This is a genomic window from Agromyces sp. Y575 (assembly GCF_059445445.1).
This window is the reverse complement of sequence record NZ_JCAIUI010000002.1, coordinates 1,198,866-1,219,741: the sequence shown is the minus strand read 5'-3', so window position 1 is coordinate 1,219,741 and position 20,876 is coordinate 1,198,866. Positions and strand designations below refer to the sequence as shown.

The following is a 20,876-nucleotide window of genomic DNA, read 5'->3' as shown; positions in this document are numbered from 1 at the left end:
CCGGTCAGCTCGCGTAGGAGCCGACGAGGCGCACGGCGCCGCCGTCGACGCCCTTGGCGCCCTGCTCCCAGCCATCGACATCCGCTCCCTGAGCTTGGCCTGCCCTGAGCCCGTCGAAGGGTCGAAGGGCGCCGATCGTCACGGTGCCCGCCTGCCAGGCCGGCAGGCCGAGGGCGCCGAGTGCCGAGATGACGGATGCCGCGGCATCCGCTCGCACGACGGCGAAGAAGCCGATGCCGAGGTTCCAGGTGCCTTCGGTCGACTCGAGCGTGGTGCCCGCGAGGTCGTTGAGCACGCGGAACACGGGCGCAGGTGACCACGTCGAGCGGTCGAGTTCGACCCACGAACCGAGGGGCAGCACGCGTGCGAGGTTCGCGGCGATGCCACCGCCGGTGACGTGCGAGAGCGAGTGCACCGCATCGCCGTGCGGGCCGGCGAGCAACTCGACGAGCGGGCCCGAGTAGAGGCGTGTGGGCTCGAGCAGGGCCTCGCCCCAAGTCGAGCCGAGATCGTCAGAGCGATCGGCGAAGTCGATCTCAGCCTGTCGAAGCACACGGCGCACGAGTGAGAAGCCGTTGGAGTGCAGGCCGCTCGAGGCGATCGCGAGCACGACGTCGCCTGACTCGACTCGTTCGGCGCCGAGCAGCTTGTCGGCCTCGACCACCCCGACCGCAGCACCCGCGACGTCGTAGTCGTCTTCGCCCATGAGCCCGGGGTGCTCGGCGGTCTCGCCGCCGACGAGTGCAGTGCCCGTCTCGGCGCACGCCCGGGCGATGCCCGTGACGATCGCGGCGATGCGTTCGGGTACGACCTTGCCGCACGCGATGTAGTCGGTCATGAAGAGCGGCTTCGCGCCGACCACGACGATGTCGTCGACGACCATGCCCACGAGGTCTTGCCCGATGGTGTCGTGCTTGTCGAGCGCCTGGGCGATCGCGATCTTCGTGCCGACGCCGTCGGTCGAGGTCGCGAGCAGCGGCCGCGTGTAGTCCTTGGCGAACGAGAGGTCGAAGAGCCCCGCGAAACCGCCGAATCCGCCGACCACGTTCGGCCCATGCGTGGCGGACACCGCCTCTTTCATGAGCTCGACAGCGAGATCACCCGCGCGCGTGTCGACTCCGGCAGCGGCATAGGACGAGTTCGAGGTCACCCGTCAAGCGTACCCGCGCACCGCGCGCCGATCCGTGCCGCCGAGCGAGGCGAGGACTAAAATGCTGCCATGCAGCCGGGGGGCACACCATCGTGGGTGATCCGTGAGAACGCGGGTCGTCCGGTACTCCTCGCCCTCTATCTGCGCGAAGTGCTCTCGATCGCCTCGCCCGTCGAGCTCCCGCGGTTGCGCGACGTCGGCGCGGTCGGCGACCGCCTCGAGATCGACCAGCACGACCTGCTCGAGCGCCAATGGCGCGCCTGGTGGGCGATGACCGTCGAGCCTGAGGCGCATCCGTCGCCCGTGCCCCTCGAACTCGTCGATGAGTTCGGTGCGGATGTCGCGCTGCCGCTCTCCGAGGCCGAAGTGCTCGCCGCCGCGATCGTGCCACACGCCGAAGCCGCGCGGGCGTGGGCCGATTGGGCGCACGAGGGCTACCGCACTGCTTCAGCCTCGCGCCGCGGCGACTCGTACCGCGCCTACGCCGGCACGATCGCCGAGCACGAGCGGGAGGTCGGGCGTCGCGCCCACTCCTTCGAGCTGAACGTCGAAGTCGTGCCCTTCGCGACGGCCGGCGTGTGGTGGATCGGCGCGATGACCGTCGCAGTCACTGACTCGCTGCGGTCGGATGCCTCGGCGTTCGACGACGCCATGCACCCGATCATCGCCGAGCTCGCATAGAGTCACGCGGGTTGAGGAAACCCCGCCAGGGCCGTCTCGAAACCGCGAGACGGATGTCGAGCGGTTTCGAGACGCTCGCTGCGCTCGCTCCTCAACCCACAGAGTGAGACGCTCGCTGCGCTCGCTCCTCAACCCACAGAGTGGTGCCAGACTCGAGGGCATGAGCATCTGGTTCGGCGAGCCTTCACTGGAGTGGGCGAACTCACGAGACGACACCATGATCCGGGCGATCGGCATCGAGATGACCGAGGTCACGGAGCATTCGCTGAAGGGTCGCATGCCCGTCGACCACCGCACGCGCCAACCTGGCGGAGTACTGCATGGCGGGGCATCCGTCGCCTTCGCGGAGACGCTCGCGAGCTGGGGCGCGAGCTTCACCGTCGACCCCGAGAAGAACTACTGCGTCGGCATGGAGATCAACGCGAACCACACGCGCCCGGTGGCCGACGGCTGGGTCTACGGCGAGGCGACGCCGCTCACGCGCGGTCGCACCACCCAGGTGTGGGAGATCAAGATCACGGATGCCGCTGGCAAGCTCGTGTGCATCTCACGCTGCACGATGGCCGTGCTCGCGAAGCCGTCGGAGTACTGAGCGTTCGTTCGTTGCTCAGGCAGCTCCCACGCGCACGTATGGGAGGATTGAGGCGTCCTGCTCGGACGCTTCCCCCACCTTCGAGGAGCCATCGCTCGCATGTGCGGCATTGTCGGCATCGTCTCCACTGAGCCCGTCAACCAGCAGATCTACAACAGCCTGCTCCTCCTGCAGCACCGCGGCCAGGATTCGACCGGCATCGCGACCGCCGACGGCCCCGTCTTCCACATGACGAAGGCACGCGGCCAGGTGCGCGAGGCCTTCCGCACCCGCGACATGCGTTCGCTCATCGGCAACATGGGGCTCGGGCACGTTCGCTACACGACGAAGGGCGCAGCCGAGCGCGAAGAGGAGGCGCAGCCGTTCTATGTGAACGCGCCCTACGGCATCACCCTCGTGCACAACGGCAACCTCACGAACACCCGCGTGCTCTCGAGCGACCTGTTCTCCATCGACCGTCGTCACGTGAACTCGACGAGCGACACCGAGATGCTCCTGAACGTGCTCGCGACCGAGCTGCAGAGCCAGATCACGGGTCTCGACCTCGACCCTGACCAGGTGTTCGCCGCGGTCGAGCACGTGCACCAACGCGTCGAGGGCTCTTACGCGGTGATCGCGATGATCGCCGGCTACGGGCTGCTCGCCTTCCGCGACCCGTTCGGCATCCGCCCGCTGATCCTCGGTCGGCGCAGCGCCGCCAACGGCACCGACGAGTGGATCGTGGCATCCGAATCTCTCGTGCTCGAGAACGGCGACTACGAGATCGTGCGTGATGTCGAGCCCGGCGAGGCGATCTTCATCGGCCTCGACGGCGCGATGATCTCGAAGCAGTGCGCAGCCAACCCCGTGCTCGTGCCGTGCTCGTTCGAGTACGTCTACCTCGCCCGCCCCGACTCGATCATGAACGGCATCTCGGTCTACGAGGCGCGACTGCGCATGGGCGACCGGCTCGCGACCACGATCGCGACCCACATGAGCAAGGGCGACATCGACGTCGTCATGCCCATTCCCGACTCGTCGCGCCCCGCCGCGATGCAGGTCGCGCAGAAGCTCGGCATCGAATACCGCGAGGGCTTCTACAAGAACCGGTACGTCGGCCGCACCTTCATCATGCCGGGCCAGGCCGAGCGCAAGCGCTCGGTGCGCCAGAAGCTCAACGCCATGGGCACCGAGTTCAAGGGCAAGAACATCCTCATCGTCGACGACTCGATCATTCGCGGCACGACGTCGAAGGAGATCGTCGACATGGCCCGCCAAGCCGGCGCCAACAAGGTGACGTTCACCTCGGCTGCGCCGCCGGTGCGGCACCCGCACGTCTACGGCATCAACATGCCCTCGCGTCAAGAGCTCATCGCCTACGGCCGCAAGATCCCCGAGATCGCCACCGAACTCGGCGCCGACCACATGATCTACCAGGAGGTCGCCGACCTGCAGGCCGCGATCACCCAGGGCACGTCCATCGAGCAGCTCGACCTGTCGTGCTTCACGGGCGACTACGTCACGGGCACCGTCACCGACGAATACCTCGGCTGGGTGGAGCGCACGCAGCTCTCCTGAGTCGAGCGGATGCCGCGGCATCCGTCACCCGTTCACTCATCGACGCGGTGCGTGGTTTCGTGTTCGACGGCGACGGATGCCGCGCGCCGCGAGGAGACCCGGTCGATGACGAGTGCGACGACCGCCCCGAGTGCGACGCCGACTGTGGCGCAGAGGAGCAGCAGGAAGCCGAACACCTGGCCCTTGTCGAACTCGTCGTTGTCGGGGAAGACGACGGTGAGGATGATCGCGACGACGATCCCGACCAGTGCGCCCAGCGCGAGGAACCGCGGGTAGCGCGGTGCGCGCCGCACGGCGACCGTGTCGCGTGTGACGTCGGTCTCGAGCGGTTCGGGCTCGACGGGGACTCCGCCGACGCTCACCACGCGGTAGTGCTCGGGCGTCTCGGGAGAGTTCTGCGTGTCGCTCACCCCTCTATTGTCCCGCACCTCGCTGGAAGTGGCACCCGGTACCTGTTCAGCCCCGCTCAGCTGAGGGCCACGACCGCTGAGAGCGCTGAGAGCGCTGAGAGCGCTGAGAGCGCTGAGAGCGCTGAGAGCACGTCGACGACGGGGTCGCCGAGCAGATCGGCGCCGTTCACTTGGAGGGCGCCGGGTTGCGGAAGACCGGCAGCACCTCGGTGAGGTCGGCACGCTGGCCAGAGGCGTGCACCCGCCCCGCCGCCCGAGCGTCGACCCACGAGAGCGCGCCCGTCGCGAGGGCGAGCCACGTCGAGGCATCCGTCTCGACGACGTTCGGCGGAGTGCCGCGCGTGTGCTTCGGGCCCGCGACGCACTGCACCGCGCCGAACGGCGGCACCCGCACCTCGACGGTGCCGCCCGGCGCCTGCTCGGCGAGCAGCTGCAGCGAGTAGCGCACCGCAAGTGCAAGGGTCGAGCGGTCGACGGATGCCGCGGCATCCGTGCCCTCGACCGTCAACGCCTGCACGGTCGCAACCGCCGCCTGTCCGATCTCGTCGCCGATCCTCGCCCGTGCCATGCCTCCATCCTGAACTGTTTTCAGGAGTTTCTGCACGAAACCGGCCGTTTTCCGGCCGACATCCGCATGCGGGACCAAAATCTCCTGAAAAAGGGTGATTGGGCGGATCGGGTAGCCTGAACCGGTGAGAATCCTGGTCCTCGGCTCGGGCGCGCGCGAGCACGCCATCATCCTCGCGCTCCTCGACGAGGAGGCCGGGCACGAGATCATCGCGGCACCGGGCAACGCGGGCATCGCGGCATCCCACACCTCCTCGGCTCGCGGCAGCGTGACCACGATCGCGCTCGACCCGACCGACCCCGGGCTCGTCACCGACTACGCCCTCGACAACGACATCGAGTTCGTCATCATCGGCCCCGAGGCACCGCTCGTCGCCGGCGTCGCCGACGCACTGCGCACCCGCGGCATCGCCGTGTTCGGGCCGGGCAAGGCGGCCGCCGCCCTCGAAGGATCGAAGACCTTCGCCAAGCGCGTCATGGAGGCGGCCGACGTTCCGACCGGCCGGGCGAACCTCGCCGAAACCCTCGACGACGTCCAGGCGACACTCGACGAGTTCGGCGCCCCGTACGTCGTGAAAGCCGACGGGCTCGCCGCCGGAAAGGGTGTGCTCGTCACCGACGACCGCGTAGCCGCCGTCGCGCATGCGGCTCATTACCTGCAGCAGGGCCCCGTGCTCATCGAGGAGTTCCTCGATGGCCAAGAGGTCTCGCTCTTCCTCCTCTCCGACGGCACCAACGTGTTGCCGCTCTCGCCCGCACAGGACTATAAGCGTCTGCGCGACGGCGACGCCGGCCCCAACACCGGCGGCATGGGCGCGTACTCGCCGCTGCCGTGGCTCGACGACGCCGACGACGGCCGCGGCGGCCGCTTCGGCAGCGAGCACGCCTTCGTCGACGAGGTCATCGAGACGATCGCGCTGCCGACCGTGCGCCAGCTCGCCGCCGAGCAGACTCCGTTCATCGGACTGCTCTACGCGGGGCTCATCCTCACCTCGCGCGGCATTCGCGTGATCGAGTTCAACGCCCGTTTCGGCGACCCCGAGACGCAGGTCGTGCTCCCCCGCCTCGACACCCCGCTCTCGGGCCTGCTCTACGCCGCGGCAACCGGCGGGCTCGGCTCACTGCCGCGTCCGGTCTTCCGAGCGGATGCCGCGGTGACGGTCGTGCTCGCGAGCGAGGGGTACCCAGAGGCCCCAGAGACCGGGCGCCCGATCGAGGGCATCGAGGCCGCGGCATCCGTGCCCGGGGTGCACCTCGCGCACGCGGCGACCGCGATCGGTGCGGCGACCGACAAGGCCTCCGACTCCGGCGATCTGCCGCTCATCGCCACAGGCGGCCGCGTGCTCAATGTCGTGGCCGTCGGCGACGGTTTCGCCGAGGCGCGCCGTCGCGCGTACGAAGCGCTCGGGCATCTGCGCCTCGAGGGCGGCCAATACCGCACCGACATCGCCGCTCGCGTCACCGAGTAGCTCGCCCGAATTCGCGCACGCCCGTAAACTGGGGCGGTGAGCGATTCGCAGGAATACCCCGGCTGGACCCACGTCTACTCGGGCAAGGTGCGCGACCTGTACGTGCCGACCAAGGTGCTCGACGACGACGACACCTGGACGGGCGATCCGCTGAGCCTCTCGCCCGTCGTGCTCGTCGTCGCGACCGACCGCGTCAGCGCCCTCGACCGGGTGCTCTCGCCCGCGATCCCGGGCAAGGGTGCGATGCTCACGACCCTCACGCACTGGTGGTTCAATCAACTGCCCGATGTACCGAATCATCTCGCGCACCCCCTCGACGATCGACTCCAGTCGCTCGAACTACCCGAGGTTCCGGCTGAACTCGCCGAGCGGGCGGCGCTGTGCCGCACGCTCGACATGTTCCCCGTCGAGTGCGTCGTGCGCGGCTACCTCACCGGCGCGGGCTTCAAGGAGTACCAGGCGACGGGTGCGATCGGCGGCTTCCCTCTGCCCGAAGGACTCGAGAACGGCGATCGCCTGCCCGAGCCGATCTACACTCCCGCGTGGAAGGCGCCGGTCGGCGAGCACGACGTGAACGTCTCGTACGAGCGCACCGTCGAACTCGTCGGCGACGTCGTGGCCGCACAACTGCGCTCACTGTCGCTCGATATCTTCGCCCGCGCTTCGGTGATCGCCGAGGCGCGCGGCCTCATCCTCGCCGATACGAAATTCGAGTTCGGTGCCGATCGCGCCACCGGCATCGTGACACTCGCCGATGAGGTGCTCACGAGCGACTCGAGCCGCTACTGGGATGCCGCGACGTACGCCACCGCTGCGAGCCCCGAGCTGCGCATGGCGAGCTTCGATAAGCAGCCCGTGCGCGATTGGCTCGCCGCGAACTGGGACGAGGATGTCTCGGAGCAGCCCCCGACGCTCCCCCACGAGATCGTCGAGCAGACCGCCGCGCGCTACCGCGAACTGCTCGACCGCTTGACGTCCGGCGTCTGACCTCCGGCGCTTCGCACGGGCGCTCGCCGTCCCGCGCTCCGCTCCGCTCGCACCGTCGGGTGTCGAATCGCCGCCTGCCCGTTCGTCGCTCCCTTGAGGGTGCTGCTCCCGGCACCGAGGAGGCAGCATGTCCACGTTCGAGCAACTCACCGATACGGCGGCGATCGACGCGATCGCGGTGCGCTGGCTCGTCAGCCAACGGGCAGTGGCGATCCGTTCACGCGATTCGGAGTACCTCGCGTCGCGCTACACCGTCGGCGCGGTGACCTTCGGCGTCGCTCCGCCGCTCGACGTCCGCGGCGGAGAAGCCCCGCACGTCGCCTGGCTGCACCTCTGGTTCGCCCAGTTCCGCGGTCGCATCGGTTACGAGGTGCGCGATCTCACCGTGAGCGTCGCAGGCGAGGTCGCGTTCTGCGTCAGCCGCGACGAGTTCACGGCGCGCTCGAGCGGTCGACGGCGCGAGACCGTGCGCTTCACGACGACGCTCGGACTACGAAGAGTGAACGGAGTTTGGCGCGTCGCGACCGAGCACCTTCGCATCGGGCAGGATGCCGGGCGCTCGTCGGGCGGGAAGAGACGCAGGCGCGCATGAGTGCTGCCTCGCACGGCAGCCTCGCAGTGCGCGGCCTTCCCGGGATTCGGCCGAGTCCGGCGCTCGATCAGCCGTGTTCGCCGCCGCCGGCAGATGCCGAGGGGGCCGTGTCTTCTGCGGCATCCGCGGCACCGGCGGCACCCGCGGCACCCGCGGCACCCGCAGCGAATGCGGCCAGGAGCGTTGCCGAGATGAACCGTGCGGCGTCGCCGGGCTCGAGTCGGCCGGCGGCGATCTCGTCGGCCGCACCGTGCATCACGACATGGGTGGTCGCCAGGAGCCAGGCGACCGGAAGATCGGTGCGGAACGCACCTTCACGCTGCCCGCGCTCGAGTAGTCCGCGCAGGCGCGACTCCGCATTCTCGTGGAGCTCACGGATTCTGGCGGGTGGCAGTTCCTTCTGCGCTGCAGCGAGCAGCGCGCGTGATTGATCCACGAGCGTCCAACTGGTCTCGATGAGCTGACGGAACACGGCGGTCGCATCGCCGTCGAGGTCGACGTTGCTCAGAATGCCTTCGCCACGGGCGAGCACCTCGACGAGAGCGGCCTCGAGCAGTTCGGCGCGGGTCCTGAAGTGCCCGTACAGCGTCATCCTTCCGACGCCGGCAGCAGCGGCGATGTCGCTCACCGAGGCATCCGGATTCCTGCGCAGTTCGTCGACCGTTGCCTGCAGGATGGCCGCGCGGTTTCGCTGGGCATCGGCGCGCACGTTGGCGCCCCGTCGATCCACCGCTGCGGGAACGCTTGTGGTCGATGCCATCGCGTCGCCTCCTCGGTTTACAACTCGTACGGGAATGTATGAGTTAGTCTATCGGTTACAACTCGTACACCCGTGCTTGACTTACAGATTGGAAGAATCATGGACGGCTACCCCAAGCGCTGGCGAGTGCTCGCATTGCTCGGCATCGCACAATTCATGCTCATCCTCGATGTGACCGTGGTGGCGATCTCCCTCCCGTTGATGGGCGCCGATCTCGACCTCAGCAGGGAGGCGTTGACATGGGTGGTCAGCGCCTACACGCTCACGTTCGGCGGACTGATGCTGCTCGGCGGCCGAGTCGCAGACCTCATCGGGCCGCGCCGGCTCGTGCTCGTCGGCCTGGCCGTGTTCACGGTCGCATCGTTCGCCGCCGGCGCTGCGCAAGACCCCGTCATGCTGCTGGCCGGCCGTGTCGGCCAAGGCCTCGGCGCCGCGATGCTCTCGCCCGCCGCCCTCTCGATGGTGGTGCGGATGTTCGAGGGCGACGAGCGGAACCGGGCTCTCGGCATCTGGTCCGCCCTCGGCGGCGGTGGCGCGGCCGCCGGCGTACTCGTCGGCGGGCTCCTCGCCGCGGGCCCCGGGTGGCCGTGGGTGTTCTTCATCAACGTGCCGGTCGGCATCATCGTGTTCATCGTGCTCACCCGGCTCCTTCCCGCCCTCCCTGCGGCAGCGATCGGGGCCGACCGTCGCGCCGACGTGCTCGGCGCGCTGCTCGTGACCGCCGCAACCGGATCGGTGATCTACGCACTCATCGGTGCAGGCGAGATCGGATGGCTCGCCCCGCAGACCTGGATCCTGTTGGCAACCGGCGCGGTGCTCTACCTCTTGTTCGGCTGGCGGCAGAAGACGGCGGCCTCTCCGCTGCTCGACCTCGGGCTGCTGTTCCGCCGCCCCGTCGTCGCCGGCACGTTCGTGATCGCCATCGCCACCGCGCTCATGGTCGCGGTGTTCTTCCTCGGATCGTTCTTCCTCCAGGGCCACGCTGGCCTCGGACCGCTCGTGACGGGTCTCCTGTTCCTGCCGGTCGCGCTGGCGACCATGCTCGGTGCGAACCTCGGCGGCCGGGTACTCGGTCGCACGGGCGGCCGCGCGCTCGCGATCATCGGACTGGTCATCGCCGCCATCGGACTGTCCATCCCGGTCGTCTTCCCCAGCGTCGCAGGCGTCGTGATCGGAGTGAGCGTCGGCTCGGCCGGGATCGGCGCGTTGTTCGTGGTGGCAGCGGCCACTGCGCTCGGTCAGGTCGCACCGCATGAGGCCGGCGTGGCGTCCGGCATCGTGAGCACGTTCCACGAGTTCGGTGCCTCGGTCGGCGCTGCGGTCATCTCGAGCGTGGCCGCAGCGAGCCTCGTCAGTCAGGCCACCGGCGGATACGTGACCGCCTTCATCGTCGCAGCCGCGGCCGCGTTGGTTGCAGCGGTCATCGCCGGGGTCCTGATTCCAGGCCGCAACCCGGCAAAGGCGAACATCGTCTCGGCGGGCTGAACCGGCACATCTCATGCGCGCCCGCCGATCGAGTGAGTCGGCGGGCGCGCCGCCGCATCGGAGGATGCCGGGCGGGTTTGCGCTCTGGAGTTTGCGCTCTGGGGTTTGCGCTCTGGAGTTTGTGCCTCTGGAATACGGGTGCCGCTGCATCCGTTACTATTAGTTGTGATTACAACCAATGGCCATCCGGGCGGAACCGGCCTCCTCGCCGCCGATACCGGCATGGGCGCCGTGACGCTGCGCGTCGGCGACCTCGACGCCATGATCCGCTACTACCGCGACGGCGTCACCCTCGAGCTGCTCAGCCACGACGGCCCGGTCGCCGTACTCGGACGCGGCACCACGCCGATCGTGATCCTCGAGCATGCGCCCGAGCTGAAGCACGCGAGCCCCCGCGACGCCGGCCTCTTCCACACGGCGATCGTCTTCGACACGCGCGAGGCACTCGCCACCGCGATCTACGCCGTCGCCTCGAAGTACCCGGGCACCTTCACGGGCAGCGCCGACCACCTCGTGAGCGAGGCCTTCTACTTCACCGATCCAGAGGGCAACGGCGTCGAACTGTACTTCGACCGCGACCGCTCGCAGTGGAGCTGGGTGCACGGCACCGTCGAGATGGCGACCTTGCATCTCGACCCCAACGAGTATCTGCGTGAGCACCTCACCGAGGGCGCAGCGGATGCCGCGGCATCCGGAATCGGCATCGGCGACGCCGTCGTCGGCCACGTGCACCTCTCGGTCGGCGACGTCGCGAGCGCCCGTGAGTTCTACGTCGAGCGGCTCGGCTTCGAGACCACGGCGAGCATGGGCGACCAGGCACTGTTCGTCTCGGCCGGCGGCTACCACCACCACATGGCGATGAACACCTGGAACAGTCGTGGTGCCGGCCGCCGCAGCCTCGCCCTCGGACTCGGCAAGGTCGAGATCGTGGTGCCGACCGCCGACGACCTCGGCGCACTCGGCGAGCGGATGTCGCACGCTCGAGTCGCCACGCGCGACGACGGTCGCACGCTCGCGTTCGACGACCCGTGGGCGAACCTCGTCGAGGTGCGCGCCGCCGACTGAGGCGGGGCAGAAGGCGACAGCCGGGCAAAGAGTGACACAGCCGGCGGAGTGCCCCGTCCCCGTGGCTAGGCTGGAGCCGTGACTGAACACGAGAGCGCGGTCGACGGCGTCGAAGCGAACACCCGCACGATCGAGGCTTCCGTCGTCACCGACTTCAGTGATCGCATGAGCTACGGCGGGTACCTCGACCTGCCCACGCTGCTCTCGGCGCAGCGGCCGATCTCGCGGCCTGAGCACCACGACGAGCTGCTGTTCATCATCCAGCACCAGACCACCGAGCTGTGGCTGAAGCTCGTGCTGCACGAGCTCGAGACCGCGCGCGACCTGCTGCGCGCCGACGAGCTCGGCCGGGCGCTCAAGTGCATCGCCCGCGTCAAGCACATCCAGAAGACGTTGACCGAGCAGTGGTCGGTGCTCGCGACGCTCACACCGACCGAGTACGCGCAGTTCCGCGGAGTGCTCGGCAACGCGAGCGGCTTCCAGTCGTACCAATACCGCGCGGTCGAGTTCGTGCTCGGCAACAAGAACGCGAAGATGATGCAGGTCTTCGAATCGGATGCCGCGGCGAGCGTGATCCTCCGGCACGCGCTCGAGTCCCCGAGCCTCTACGACGAGTTCCTCCGGCTCCTCGCTCGCGCCGGGTACCCCGTGCCCGTAGAGATCCTCGAGCGCGACGTGACGCAGGCGTGGACCTTCGCCCCCGAGCTCGTGCCGGTCTTCGCGACGATCTACGCGAACACCGATGAGCACTGGGCCGCGTACGAGACGTGCGAAGAGCTCGTCGACCTCGAAGACAACTTCCAACTCTGGCGCTTCCGTCACCTGAAGACCGTCGAGCGCATCATCGGCAACAAGACCGGCACCGGCGGCTCGAGCGGTGCGTCCTTCCTGCGCCGCGCCCTCGACCTCACCTTCTTCCCCGAGCTGTACGCCGTGCGCACGGAGATCCCGGGCTGACGCCATCGGGCACGAGTCGACGTAGGCTGGCTGACGTGGCCGAAGATGACCGAGAACTCGCCCTGACCGGCCTCGAACTCGGGCCGCTCGCCCGGCCCGCGCGCCGTTCCCTCAGCGGTGGCGGCGACCGGGCCGGCGAGACCGGCACGATGCTGCCGCCGCTCATCGACCATCACGTGCACCTCGAGATGGTGCAACCCGAGGCCGCGGTGACGGGCGGCATCGCGGCCGTCGTCGATCTCGGGGCGAACCCGGCCGTCATCGCCTCGCTCGCCGCCCGCGACGGATTGCCGCACGTGCATCACGCGGGCGCGTTCCTCACCGCACCGGGCGGATACCCGAGCGATCGGGACTGGCTGCTCCCCGGGAGCCTGCGCGAGGTGCCGCTCGTCGGCGACATCCGCGGCCGGTATCGCGGCGAGCTCTCGACCGCGATCGAGACCATCGTCGAAGAGCAGCGGGCGTTCGGTGCGTCGCTCGTGAAGCTCGTGATGAACTCCGACGCGGGGCCGGTGTTCGATCGGGCGACGCTCGATGCGATCGTGCGCGCGGCGCGCGCAGCCGGGCTCCTCGTCGCGGTGCACGCCGAAGGCACCGGAATGGCTGAGCGCGCGATCGACGCCGGTGCCGACGTGCTCGTCCACACCCCGTGGACCGAACGGCTTCCGAGCGAGCTCGTGCAGCACGCGGCATCCGATGGACAGATCTGGATCTCGACGCTCGACATCCATGGTCGCGGTGAGGCGACCCCCGACCTCCAGCGAGCGGTCGAGAACCTCAGCAGGTTCCGTTCGGCCGGCGGGCGTGTGCTCTACGGCACCGATCTCGGAAACGGCGCACTGCCCGACGGGGTCAATCCCGGTGAGCTCGCCGCGCTCGCGAGCGCCGGTCTCACGGCTGCCGACATCCTGACCGCCATCACCGACCCGTGGCCCGCCGCCGACGCGCCGCACTCGCTCGAGGGCATCGCAACGTTCGTGCCCGGCCCGGCGCCCGTGACCCTCGACGAGCTTCCCGCCTGGCTCGCGAGCGCCCGAATCTCACCCATCGAAGACCTCGAGCCCCTCGACGGCCGCCCCGCCCGCGACCGAGACCGCACCCGCGCCAACCATCTGGAGTCACGTTGACCCTCGACCCGCATCTCGCCTTCGCCCGCCGCATGGATCGTTCCGACGGGCTCGCCCACTACCGCAAACGCTTCGCGGGTGCGGAGACCGACCTCGTGTACTTCGACGGCAACTCGCTCGGCCGGCCGCCGGTGTCGGCGATCGCGCGGGTCGAGCGGTTCCTCCGCGACGACTGGGGCGGGCGCCTCATCCGCGGCTGGGATGAGGCGTGGTTGCAGTTGCCGACCGAGATCGGCGACCGCATCGGGCGGGCCGTCATCGAGGCGAAGGCCGGACAGACGGTGATCGGCGACTCGACCACCGTGCTGCTCTACAAGCTCGCCCGGGCGGCGGTCGACGCCCAGATCGCCCGCAACCCCGTGCGGCGTGAGATCGTCGTCGACACCGACAACTTCCCGACCGACCGCTACGTGCTCGACGGCATCGCTCGCGAGACGGGCTCGCGCCTGCGGTGGATCGAGGCCGACACCTCGGCGGGCGTGACCCCCGAGCAGCTCGCCGAAGCCGTCGGCCCCGAGACCGCGCTCGTCGTCGTCTCGCACGTCGCCTACCGATCGTCCTATCTCGCGGATGCGCACGAGCTCACGCGCATCGCGCACGACGCAGGCGCCCTCATCCTCTGGGACCTCTGCCACTCGGCAGGCTCGGTGCCGGTGAGGGCCGATCTCTGGGGCTTCGACCTGGCCGTCGGATGCACCTACAAGTACTTGAACGGCGGCCCCGGGTCACCCGCCTTCGCGTATGTTCGCGACGACCTGCAGGCGGTGCTGACCCAGCCGATCCAGGGCTGGTGGGGCACCACCGACATGTTCGCGATGGGACCCGACTACGAGCCGGTGCCCGACATCCGCCGGTTCCTCTCAGGCACGGCGCCGATCGTGGGCATGCTCGCGATGGAGGAGACCCTCGCGATGATCGAGGAGGCCGGCATGCCGGCGCTCCGCGCGAAGTCGGTCGCGCTCACCGAGTACGCGATCACCCTGGCCGACGACTGGCTCGCACCGCTCGGCGTGACGCTCGCCTCCCCGGCCGATGCCGAGGAGCGCGGCGGTCACGTGACATTGCACCATGCCGCGATGCGCGAGGTGACCGCCCGGCTCTGGCAGCAGGACGTCATTCCCGATTACCGCGACCCCGGCGGGCTGCGCATCGGACTCTCTCCGCTGTCGACGAGCTTCGAAGAGGTGCACCGCGGACTCGCGGCGACGCGCGACATCCTGAAGACCGTGCTGCTCGAGCGGGCCGGGCTCGCCTGAGGCGCGCAGGCGACGAACGCGTGGCAGGCCGCCCAGCGCGAGGCGCTCGCACCGACGCCGGAGCCGAACTCGCGAACCGCGCGAACACCGCCGTCGAGGCGACCGACCTCGCCTACTTCGGCCGACTCGGCCGCGACCTCGGCGCGTTCAGCGATGCGCTGGGGCGACTCTCCCCCACGGTCGCCTGAGGCGCAGCCGGCCGTTCGTCGGCGGCATCCGGCGCCTGCGCGCTCTGCCCCCACGTCACCGTCACCTTGGGCTTGGCGAAGAACGCCACCACGACGGCACCGACCGCGAATGCCACGACCGAGAGCCAGAGCGACTGCGACATCGCCGCCGAGAACCCCTCGGCGATCGGCGCGGGCAGCGCACCTCCCGAACCGCCGCCGGCCTGTTCGGCCGCCTCGGTGTCGAAGCCGGGGAGCTCGGCGGCGAGGCGGGCGTTCAGGAGCGCCGCGATCGCCGCAGAGCCGAGTACCGCCCCGACCTGACGGGTCATGTTGTAGACGCCCGAGCCTGCGCCGGCCATCGCCGTCGGCAGATTGCGGGTTGCCGTCGAGGCGAGCGGGGCCCAGATGCCCGACAGGCCGACGCCGAGCAATGCCGACGGCAGCAGCAGCAGCCAGAGCTCCGCATCGGGCGTGAGCAGCGACGCATACCAGCCGAGCGCGAGCGCGACGATCGAGAAGCCGGCCAACGCGACCCATTTCGGGTCGACGCGGTCGCTGAGCCTGCCGATGAGCGGAGCCATGATGCCCGTGGTCACGGCCATCGGCGCGAGCATGAGCGCCGCCTGGGTGGGTTCGAGACCGCGCGCGATCTGGAAGTAGAAGGCGAGGGGCAACGGCATCGCCGTGATCGCGAGGCCGACGAGCGTGATCGATGCGTTGGAGAGCGAGAAGTTGCGGTCGCGGAAGAGGCCGAGCGGCAGCAGCGGTTCGGCGCGGTTGAAGCGCTGCCAGACCACGAACGCCACGAGCACGACGATGCCCGAGATGATGAGACCCCACACCGTGATCGGGCCGGTGATCGTGCCCCAGTCGTAGGTCGCGCCCTCCTGGATGCCGAAGACGAGCAGGAACATGCCGACCGCGCTGAGCACGACGCCCAGCCAGTCGAATCGGTGCGAGTGCGTCTCGAGGTTCGGCACGAGCCGCCAAGCGGCCACGAACGCGACGATGCCCACGGGCACGTTCACGAAGAAGATCCACTCCCAGCCGAGCGAGTCGACGAGCACGCCGCCGAGGATCGGGCCGACGAGCGTCGCGATGCCCGCGACCGCACCCCAGAGCCCCATCGCCGCACCGCGCTTGTCCGGCGGGAAGATGCGCGTGATGACCGCCATCGTCTGCGGGGTCATCAGCGCAGCTCCGATGCCCTGCACCGCGCGGGCGGCGATGAGCATCGTGATGTCACCCGAGAAGCCGCACCAGAGCGAGGCGAGAGTGAAGACGACGAGACCCACGAGATAGACGCGCTTCGGCCCGAACCGGTCGCCGAGACGCCCGGTGATGAGCAGCGGCACCGCGTAGGCGAGCAGGTACGCGCTCGTCACCCAGATCACCGCAGTGAGATCGGTGTCGAGGTCGGTGAGGATCGCGGGGTTCGCGATGGAGACGATCGTCGAGTCGACGAGGATCATAAAGAAGCCGATGACGAGCGCCCACAGGGCGGGCCACGGCTTGGCGATCTGGTTCACTGTGTCCTTCGAAGGTCTGTGTTCGGTTCTGGGTTCACGTCGGAGTCCGTGTCTGGCCAGGTGAGCGAACCGGAGTCGAGTTCGCCGATGGTCTGGGCGATCCAGCGCGACTCGGCCTCGAGCATCGCCCGGGTGTAATGCACGTTGAGCACGTGATGCCGGGCGATGCCCTTGGCGGCGATGTGTTCGAGCCCGGTGTCGATGAAGCCGATGGTCGCGGCGATCGCCTCGAGTCGTTCGCCGAGCAGCCGGGCCGCCTCGGCGACGGGGAGGTTGTGCGCCTCGCCGATGGCGACCGGGAACTCCGGGTACTCGTTGACATACTCGCTGAGCATCTCCGCGAGCGTTGCGCGCAATGCCTGCCGACCGGAGTCCGTGATCGCGTAGACGGTGCGCTCTGGCCGGTTGCCGGAGCGCTCGACGCCACACTCGGCGATGAGGCCATCGGCGGCGAGCCGCTCGACCGCCCGGTAGAGCGAGCCGGCGTTGACCTTGACGACGCGGTCCTCACGTCGTTGCAGCATCAACTGGTACATCTCGTACGGATGCATCTCGCGCTCGGCGAGCAGCGCGAGCGTGGAGACGGCGAGCGGGTTGAGTCGTGACATCCGCTCCCCTGTACCGATCGGTCGAGTTCAATTATTCCGTTCGGAATAATACGCACGGAACGATTGGATGGCAAACTCCCGCACGAGCACGAGCACGAGCACGACCACGACCATTGGCGATAGCAGCCCGGCGAACCCGTGGCAAGCCCATCCGCCGATCCGAGTCGCTCCGGGGTAGCGAGCGTACGATGACTCGATCACCCGACGAAGGGAGCCACTGATGACGGACACCGACCGCACCATCGACGACGCCGAGGCAGCCGCGAAGGACGCAGCGAACCGAGTTACCGACGCGACCGACGCGGCGCGCGACGCGACCGAGCAGGTGACTGAGACGATGCGCGACACCGCCGAACACGTCGCCGACACCGCCACCGACGCGGCCGACGCCATTGCCGAGCAGGCGAACGCCGCCATGACGAGCGCAAAGGAGGTCGCCGACGACAGCGTCGCCTACGTGAAGGCGCGGTACCGGGAGAATCCGGCACTCGTCATCGCCGTGGGCGCGGCGGCGATCGTCGGCATCGGCCTCGTGATCAAGGCCATCACTCGCCGTTGACGCACGAACCGGCCATCCGCCGCGGCACGGCACGACGGCCCGGTCGCCGACAGCGCGACCGGGCCGCGGCGTGCGCGTCCGGCGCCCAGGGCGCGCGAACGGCGACGGATGTCTCGACGCCTCGGCTCCCCGGTAGAATCGACGCATCCACACTTTCGACACCGGACGGAGAACCGCGGTGCCCACCATCGTCGTCGACGTGATGCCCAAAGCCGAACTGCTCGACCCCCAGGGGAAGGCCGTCGCCGGCGCTCTCGCCCGCACCGGCCACGCCGGCATCAGCGCGGTGCGCATCGGCAAGCGATTCGAGGTGACCGTCGACGGACCCGTCGACGACGCGCTCAAGGCGAACATCCGCCAGATCGCCGAAGACATCTTCTCGAACCAGGTGATCGAAGACGTCGTTGGCATCCACTACGAGGTCACCAACGCCGAACTCGCCGAAGAGGCAGCGGATGCCGCGGCCTCCGCCGAAGACGGCTTCGTCGCCCCCGCCGGCGAGACGCACTGAGGCGCGGGAGACAACGCATGCGCATCGGTGTCATCACCTTCCCCGGCTCGCTCGACGACCGCGACGCCCAGCGCGCCGTGCGCATCGCTGGCGGTGAGCCCGTCGCGCTCTGGCACGGCTCGCACGATCTCGAGGGCGTCGACGCACTCATTCTTCCTGGCGGCTTCAGCTACGGCGACTACCTGCGCTGCGGCGCGATCGCCTCGCTCAGCCCGATCATGACGGAGGTCGTCGACGCGGCGAACCGCGGCCTTCCGGTGCTCGGCATCTGCAACGGATTCCAGATGCTCACGGAGGCAGGCCTGCTCGAGGGCGGGCTCATCCGCAACGACCATGGCTCGTTCATCTGCCGCGACCAGGTGCTGCGCGTCGAGAACGCGTCGACCGAATGGACGAGCGAGTTCTCGGCCGGCCAAGAGATCACGATCCCGCTGAAGAACGGCGAGGGCGGGTTCATCGCCTCGGATGAGACCCTCGACCGGCTCGAGGGCGAAGGCCGCGTGGTGTTCCGCTACGTCGGGGTGAACCCCAACGGCTCACTTCGCGACATCGCGGGCATCTCGAACGAACGCGGCAACGTGGTCGGCCTGATGCCGCACCCCGAGCACGCGGTCGAGCCGGGCTTCGGCCCTGACACCGCGCTCGCGATGCGCTCGGGCGTCGACGGGCTCGGCTTCTTCACGAGCGTCATCAAGCGTGCCCTCGTCGAGGCGTAGCAACACATTTCCGGAAACAGCAACGAGCGACCCGGACGGGTCGCTCGTTCCTGTTCTCATCTCCGATGCAGCGCGTCGTCCTGTTCTCGGGTCGGGCTGAGCCCGCGCGGTCAGCGGTACTCGGGGTTCGCCTCGAAGCCCGAGAGGTCGCCCGCGTCCCGGGCAGCTCGGCCATGCGGCCGATGCTACTCGTGGGCTCACGCCACCGACGGGCATGGACGGCCCCGCCGCCGACGGCCGCACCTTCCGGCCGCTTGGCCGCGCCCGTCTCAGCGCCGCGACAACTCGGTGTCGGTGTAGCGGCCGGGTGCCACGACAGTGCGCGCGCCCGAGACGTACGAGCCGCCGAGCACGTGCACGATCTGGGCACGCTGTGAGGCCGAGCCCATCGCGACCTGCTGAGGGTCGAGCGCGGGTGCCGGAGCATCCGTCATCGTCATCGCCGCGCGCTGCCCGGCCGAACCCATCGCGATCTGCTGAGGGTCGAGCGCGAGCGCCGAGGGCTCGACGTAGGCTGGGAGGGATCCGTTGTTCATGTTGCGTTCCTTCTGTCGGAGGGGTTGTGCGTGATGGGTCGGCGATGCCGGGGCTGCAACCCCGGCATCGCGCGTTTCGAGCGCCTCGGCTACGCCGCGGCATCCTCGCTGCCGACGCTCGCGCGGAGCGCTGCCCCGAGCTGGGCGTCGACGTTCGTCCAGTACTGGAAGAACCGCTCGCGGATCTCGTCGATCGTGATCGACTCGCCCTGACCCGTGAGGGTCACGAGCAGACGAGCCTTCGCCTCGGCCGAGTAGACCTCGCGGTAGAGGGTGCCGGCCTGGCCGAAGTCGCTGTCGTCGGAGCGCAGCGTGTACGCCGAACGCACGAGCTCGCCGTCGGACTCCCAGCCGCCCTCGGCCGCGCGCTCGGCATCGGCCACGGGGCCGCCGAACGAGTTCGGCGCGTAGACCGGGGTGGTCGGCGCGTTGAACCCGTGACGCTGGGCGCCGTCTTGCGAGTAGTTGGCGACGGATGCCGCGTGCGGGGCGTTCACCGGAATCTGGTTGTAGTTCGTGCCCACGCGGTAGCGCTGCGCATCGGGGTAGCTGAACACGCGCGCCATGAGCATCTTGTCGGGGCTGATGGCGATGCCGGGCACCGTGTTCGCCGGCGAGAACGCGGCTTGCTCGATCTCGGCGAAGAAGTTCGCCGGGTTGCGGTCGAGCGTGAGCGTGCCGACCTTCACGAGCGGGTAGTCGGCGTGCGGCCACACCTTCGTGAGGTCGAAGGGGTTGAACCGGTAGGTCTTCGCGTCGTCGTGGGGCATGATCTGCACGTGCAGGTCCCACTTCGGGTGATTCCCCGCATCGATCGCGTCGTGCAGGTCGCGCCGGTAGTAGTCGGCGTCGGCGCCCGCAATCGCCTCGGCGGCGGCCGGGTCGAGGTGCAGGTCGCCCTGCCGCGTGCGGAAGTGGTACTTGACCCAGAACTTCTCGCCCTCGGCGTTGATCCACTGGTAGGTGTGCGAACCGAATCCGTGCATCTCGCGCCATGACTTCGGCAGGCCGCGGTCGCCCATGAGGTAGGTCACCTGGTGAGCCGACTCGGGCGAGAGGGTCCAGAAGTCCCACTGCATGTCGGAGTTGCGCAGGCCCGAGCCCGGGAGGCGCTTCTGCGAGTGGATGAAGTCGGGGAACTTGATCGCGTCGCGGATGAAGAATACGGGGGTGTTGTTGCCGACGATGTCGTAGTTGCCCTCGGTCGTGTAGAACTTCACCGAGAAGCCGCGCACGTCGCGCCAGGTGTCGGGAGAGCCCTGTTCGCCGGCGACGCTCGAGAAGCGCATCAGGGTCTCGACGGTCGCACCGGGCTGGAACACCGCGGCACGGGTGTACGCCGAGACATCCGCGGTCACTTCGAAGGTGCCGAACGCGCCGCCGCCCTTCGCGTGCACGATCCGCTCCGGGATCCGCTCGCGGTTGAACTGGGCGAGCTTCTCAACGAGGTAGCGGTCGTGCAGCACCGTCGCGCCGTCGGCGCCGATCGTGAGGGAGTGGGCGTCGCTGGCGACCGGCGTTCCGGTCTGCGTCGTGGTGGGTGTCGTGATGGGTGTCGTGATGGGTTCGGGCATGCGTCCTTCTCTCTTTTT

General features: G+C 69.1%; 22 protein-coding genes. 14 read left to right on the top strand and 8 right to left on the bottom strand.

Annotation, left to right across the window (positions count from 1 at the left end; translation table 11 throughout):
• Positions 1-4: 4 nt before the first annotated feature.
• Positions 5-1,150 carry a phosphoribosylformylglycinamidine cyclo-ligase gene (gene purM, locus AC1C2U_RS11885; RefSeq protein WP_495361936.1) on the bottom strand — a complete coding sequence of 382 codons (1,146 nt, stop codon included), beginning with the start codon at positions 1,148-1,150 and terminating at the stop codon, positions 5-7.
• A gap of 69 nt (positions 1,151-1,219) precedes the next feature.
• Between purM and AC1C2U_RS11880 the strand changes: the two genes are divergently transcribed.
• The 3 genes from AC1C2U_RS11880 (at position 1,220) to purF (ending at position 3,980) form a co-directional block, all read left to right on the top strand.
• Positions 1,220-1,831 (top strand): zinc-binding alcohol dehydrogenase, encoded by a 612-nt coding sequence (locus AC1C2U_RS11880; RefSeq protein WP_495361935.1) that lies wholly within the window; start codon positions 1,220-1,222, stop codon positions 1,829-1,831.
• A 160-nt stretch (positions 1,832-1,991) separates the two neighbouring features.
• Positions 1,992-2,423: a PaaI family thioesterase gene (locus AC1C2U_RS11875; RefSeq protein WP_495361934.1), complete on the top strand. Its 432-nt coding sequence runs from the start codon at positions 1,992-1,994 to the stop codon at positions 2,421-2,423.
• 99 nt (positions 2,424-2,522) lie between these two features.
• Complete coding sequence (gene purF, locus AC1C2U_RS11870; RefSeq protein WP_495361933.1) at positions 2,523-3,980, top strand: amidophosphoribosyltransferase; 1,458 nt, start codon at positions 2,523-2,525, stop codon at positions 3,978-3,980.
• Between the two features lie 32 nt (positions 3,981-4,012).
• On the opposite strand, the gene AC1C2U_RS11865 is transcribed toward purF, so the two are convergent.
• Positions 4,013-4,390, bottom strand: coding sequence for a hypothetical protein (locus AC1C2U_RS11865; protein ID WP_495361932.1), 378 nt, complete (start codon positions 4,388-4,390; stop codon positions 4,013-4,015).
• A gap of 166 nt (positions 4,391-4,556) precedes the next feature.
• Positions 4,557-4,958 (bottom strand): sterol carrier family protein, encoded by a 402-nt coding sequence (locus AC1C2U_RS11860; protein ID WP_495361931.1) that lies wholly within the window; start codon positions 4,956-4,958, stop codon positions 4,557-4,559.
• Positions 4,959-5,082: 124 nt separating this feature from the next.
• Between AC1C2U_RS11860 and purD the strand changes: the two genes are divergently transcribed.
• The 3 genes from purD to AC1C2U_RS11845 all read left to right on the top strand — a co-directional run bounded on the left by purD (position 5,083) and on the right by AC1C2U_RS11845 (position 8,005).
• Entirely contained in the window at positions 5,083-6,426 is a 1,344-nt protein-coding gene (gene purD, locus AC1C2U_RS11855) for a phosphoribosylamine--glycine ligase (protein ID WP_495361930.1), read from the top strand.
• A 36-nt stretch (positions 6,427-6,462) separates the two neighbouring features.
• Positions 6,463-7,413 carry a phosphoribosylaminoimidazolesuccinocarboxamide synthase gene (locus tag AC1C2U_RS11850; RefSeq protein WP_495361929.1) on the top strand — a complete coding sequence of 317 codons (951 nt, stop codon included), beginning with the start codon at positions 6,463-6,465 and terminating at the stop codon, positions 7,411-7,413.
• Positions 7,414-7,540: 127 nt separating this feature from the next.
• Positions 7,541-8,005, top strand: coding sequence for a YybH family protein (locus AC1C2U_RS11845; protein WP_495361928.1), 465 nt, complete (start codon positions 7,541-7,543; stop codon positions 8,003-8,005).
• A gap of 67 nt (positions 8,006-8,072) precedes the next feature.
• Here the strand turns inward: AC1C2U_RS11845 and AC1C2U_RS11840 are convergent, their stop codons facing one another.
• The gene (locus AC1C2U_RS11840; RefSeq protein WP_495361927.1) at positions 8,073-8,765 is read right to left on the bottom strand and encodes a TetR/AcrR family transcriptional regulator; all 693 of its coding nucleotides are present in this window, start codon (positions 8,763-8,765) and stop codon (positions 8,073-8,075) included.
• A gap of 99 nt (positions 8,766-8,864) precedes the next feature.
• Between AC1C2U_RS11840 and AC1C2U_RS11835 the strand changes: the two genes are divergently transcribed.
• The 5 genes from AC1C2U_RS11835 (at position 8,865) to AC1C2U_RS11815 (ending at position 14,655) form a co-directional block, all read left to right on the top strand.
• Positions 8,865-10,250 carry an MFS transporter gene (locus AC1C2U_RS11835; RefSeq protein WP_495361926.1) on the top strand — a complete coding sequence of 462 codons (1,386 nt, stop codon included), beginning with the start codon at positions 8,865-8,867 and terminating at the stop codon, positions 10,248-10,250.
• A gap of 222 nt (positions 10,251-10,472) precedes the next feature.
• Positions 10,473-11,315, top strand: coding sequence for a VOC family protein (locus AC1C2U_RS11830; protein ID WP_495361991.1), 843 nt, complete (start codon positions 10,473-10,475; stop codon positions 11,313-11,315).
• Between the two features lie 78 nt (positions 11,316-11,393).
• Positions 11,394-12,272: a tryptophan 2,3-dioxygenase gene (kynA, locus tag AC1C2U_RS11825; protein ID WP_495361925.1), complete on the top strand. Its 879-nt coding sequence runs from the start codon at positions 11,394-11,396 to the stop codon at positions 12,270-12,272.
• Positions 12,273-12,307: 35 nt separating this feature from the next.
• Positions 12,308-13,399, top strand: a complete 1,092-nt coding sequence (locus AC1C2U_RS11820; protein ID WP_495361924.1) for an amidohydrolase family protein — start codon at positions 12,308-12,310, stop codon at positions 13,397-13,399.
• Positions 13,400-13,431: 32 nt separating this feature from the next.
• Positions 13,432-14,655 (top strand): kynureninase, encoded by a 1,224-nt coding sequence (locus AC1C2U_RS11815; protein WP_495361990.1) that lies wholly within the window; start codon positions 13,432-13,434, stop codon positions 14,653-14,655.
• 112 nt (positions 14,656-14,767) lie between these two features.
• Here AC1C2U_RS11815 and AC1C2U_RS11810 read toward each other — a convergent pair whose 3' ends face one another.
• Together AC1C2U_RS11810 and AC1C2U_RS11805 are read right to left on the bottom strand one after the other, a co-directional pair.
• The gene (locus AC1C2U_RS11810; RefSeq protein ID WP_495361923.1) at positions 14,768-16,354 is read right to left on the bottom strand and encodes a DHA2 family efflux MFS transporter permease subunit; all 1,587 of its coding nucleotides are present in this window, start codon (positions 16,352-16,354) and stop codon (positions 14,768-14,770) included.
• Positions 16,351-16,962 (bottom strand): PadR family transcriptional regulator, encoded by a 612-nt coding sequence (locus tag AC1C2U_RS11805; RefSeq protein WP_495361922.1) that lies wholly within the window; start codon positions 16,960-16,962, stop codon positions 16,351-16,353. Before AC1C2U_RS11805 ends, AC1C2U_RS11810 begins: the two co-directional genes overlap by 4 nt.
• A 220-nt stretch (positions 16,963-17,182) precedes the next feature.
• Between AC1C2U_RS11805 and AC1C2U_RS11800 the strand changes: the two genes are divergently transcribed.
• The 3 genes from AC1C2U_RS11800 to purQ all read left to right on the top strand — a co-directional run bounded on the left by AC1C2U_RS11800 (position 17,183) and on the right by purQ (position 18,748).
• Positions 17,183-17,521: a hypothetical protein gene (locus tag AC1C2U_RS11800; RefSeq protein WP_495361921.1), complete on the top strand. Its 339-nt coding sequence runs from the start codon at positions 17,183-17,185 to the stop codon at positions 17,519-17,521.
• A gap of 178 nt (positions 17,522-17,699) precedes the next feature.
• Positions 17,700-18,032 carry a phosphoribosylformylglycinamidine synthase subunit PurS gene (gene purS / locus AC1C2U_RS11795; protein WP_495361920.1) on the top strand — a complete coding sequence of 111 codons (333 nt, stop codon included), beginning with the start codon at positions 17,700-17,702 and terminating at the stop codon, positions 18,030-18,032.
• 17 nt (positions 18,033-18,049) lie between these two features.
• On the top strand, positions 18,050-18,748 hold the full coding sequence (gene purQ / locus AC1C2U_RS11790; RefSeq protein ID WP_495361919.1) for a phosphoribosylformylglycinamidine synthase subunit PurQ: 699 nt from the start codon (positions 18,050-18,052) through the stop codon (positions 18,746-18,748).
• A gap of 269 nt (positions 18,749-19,017) precedes the next feature.
• Here purQ and AC1C2U_RS11785 read toward each other — a convergent pair whose 3' ends face one another.
• Together AC1C2U_RS11785 and AC1C2U_RS11780 are read right to left on the bottom strand one after the other, a co-directional pair.
• On the bottom strand, positions 19,018-19,284 hold the full coding sequence (locus AC1C2U_RS11785; RefSeq protein WP_495361918.1) for a hypothetical protein: 267 nt from the start codon (positions 19,282-19,284) through the stop codon (positions 19,018-19,020).
• 89 nt (positions 19,285-19,373) lie between these two features.
• Positions 19,374-20,858, bottom strand: a complete 1,485-nt coding sequence (locus AC1C2U_RS11780) for a catalase (RefSeq protein WP_495361917.1) — start codon at positions 20,856-20,858, stop codon at positions 19,374-19,376.
• Positions 20,859-20,876 lie beyond the last annotated feature (18 nt).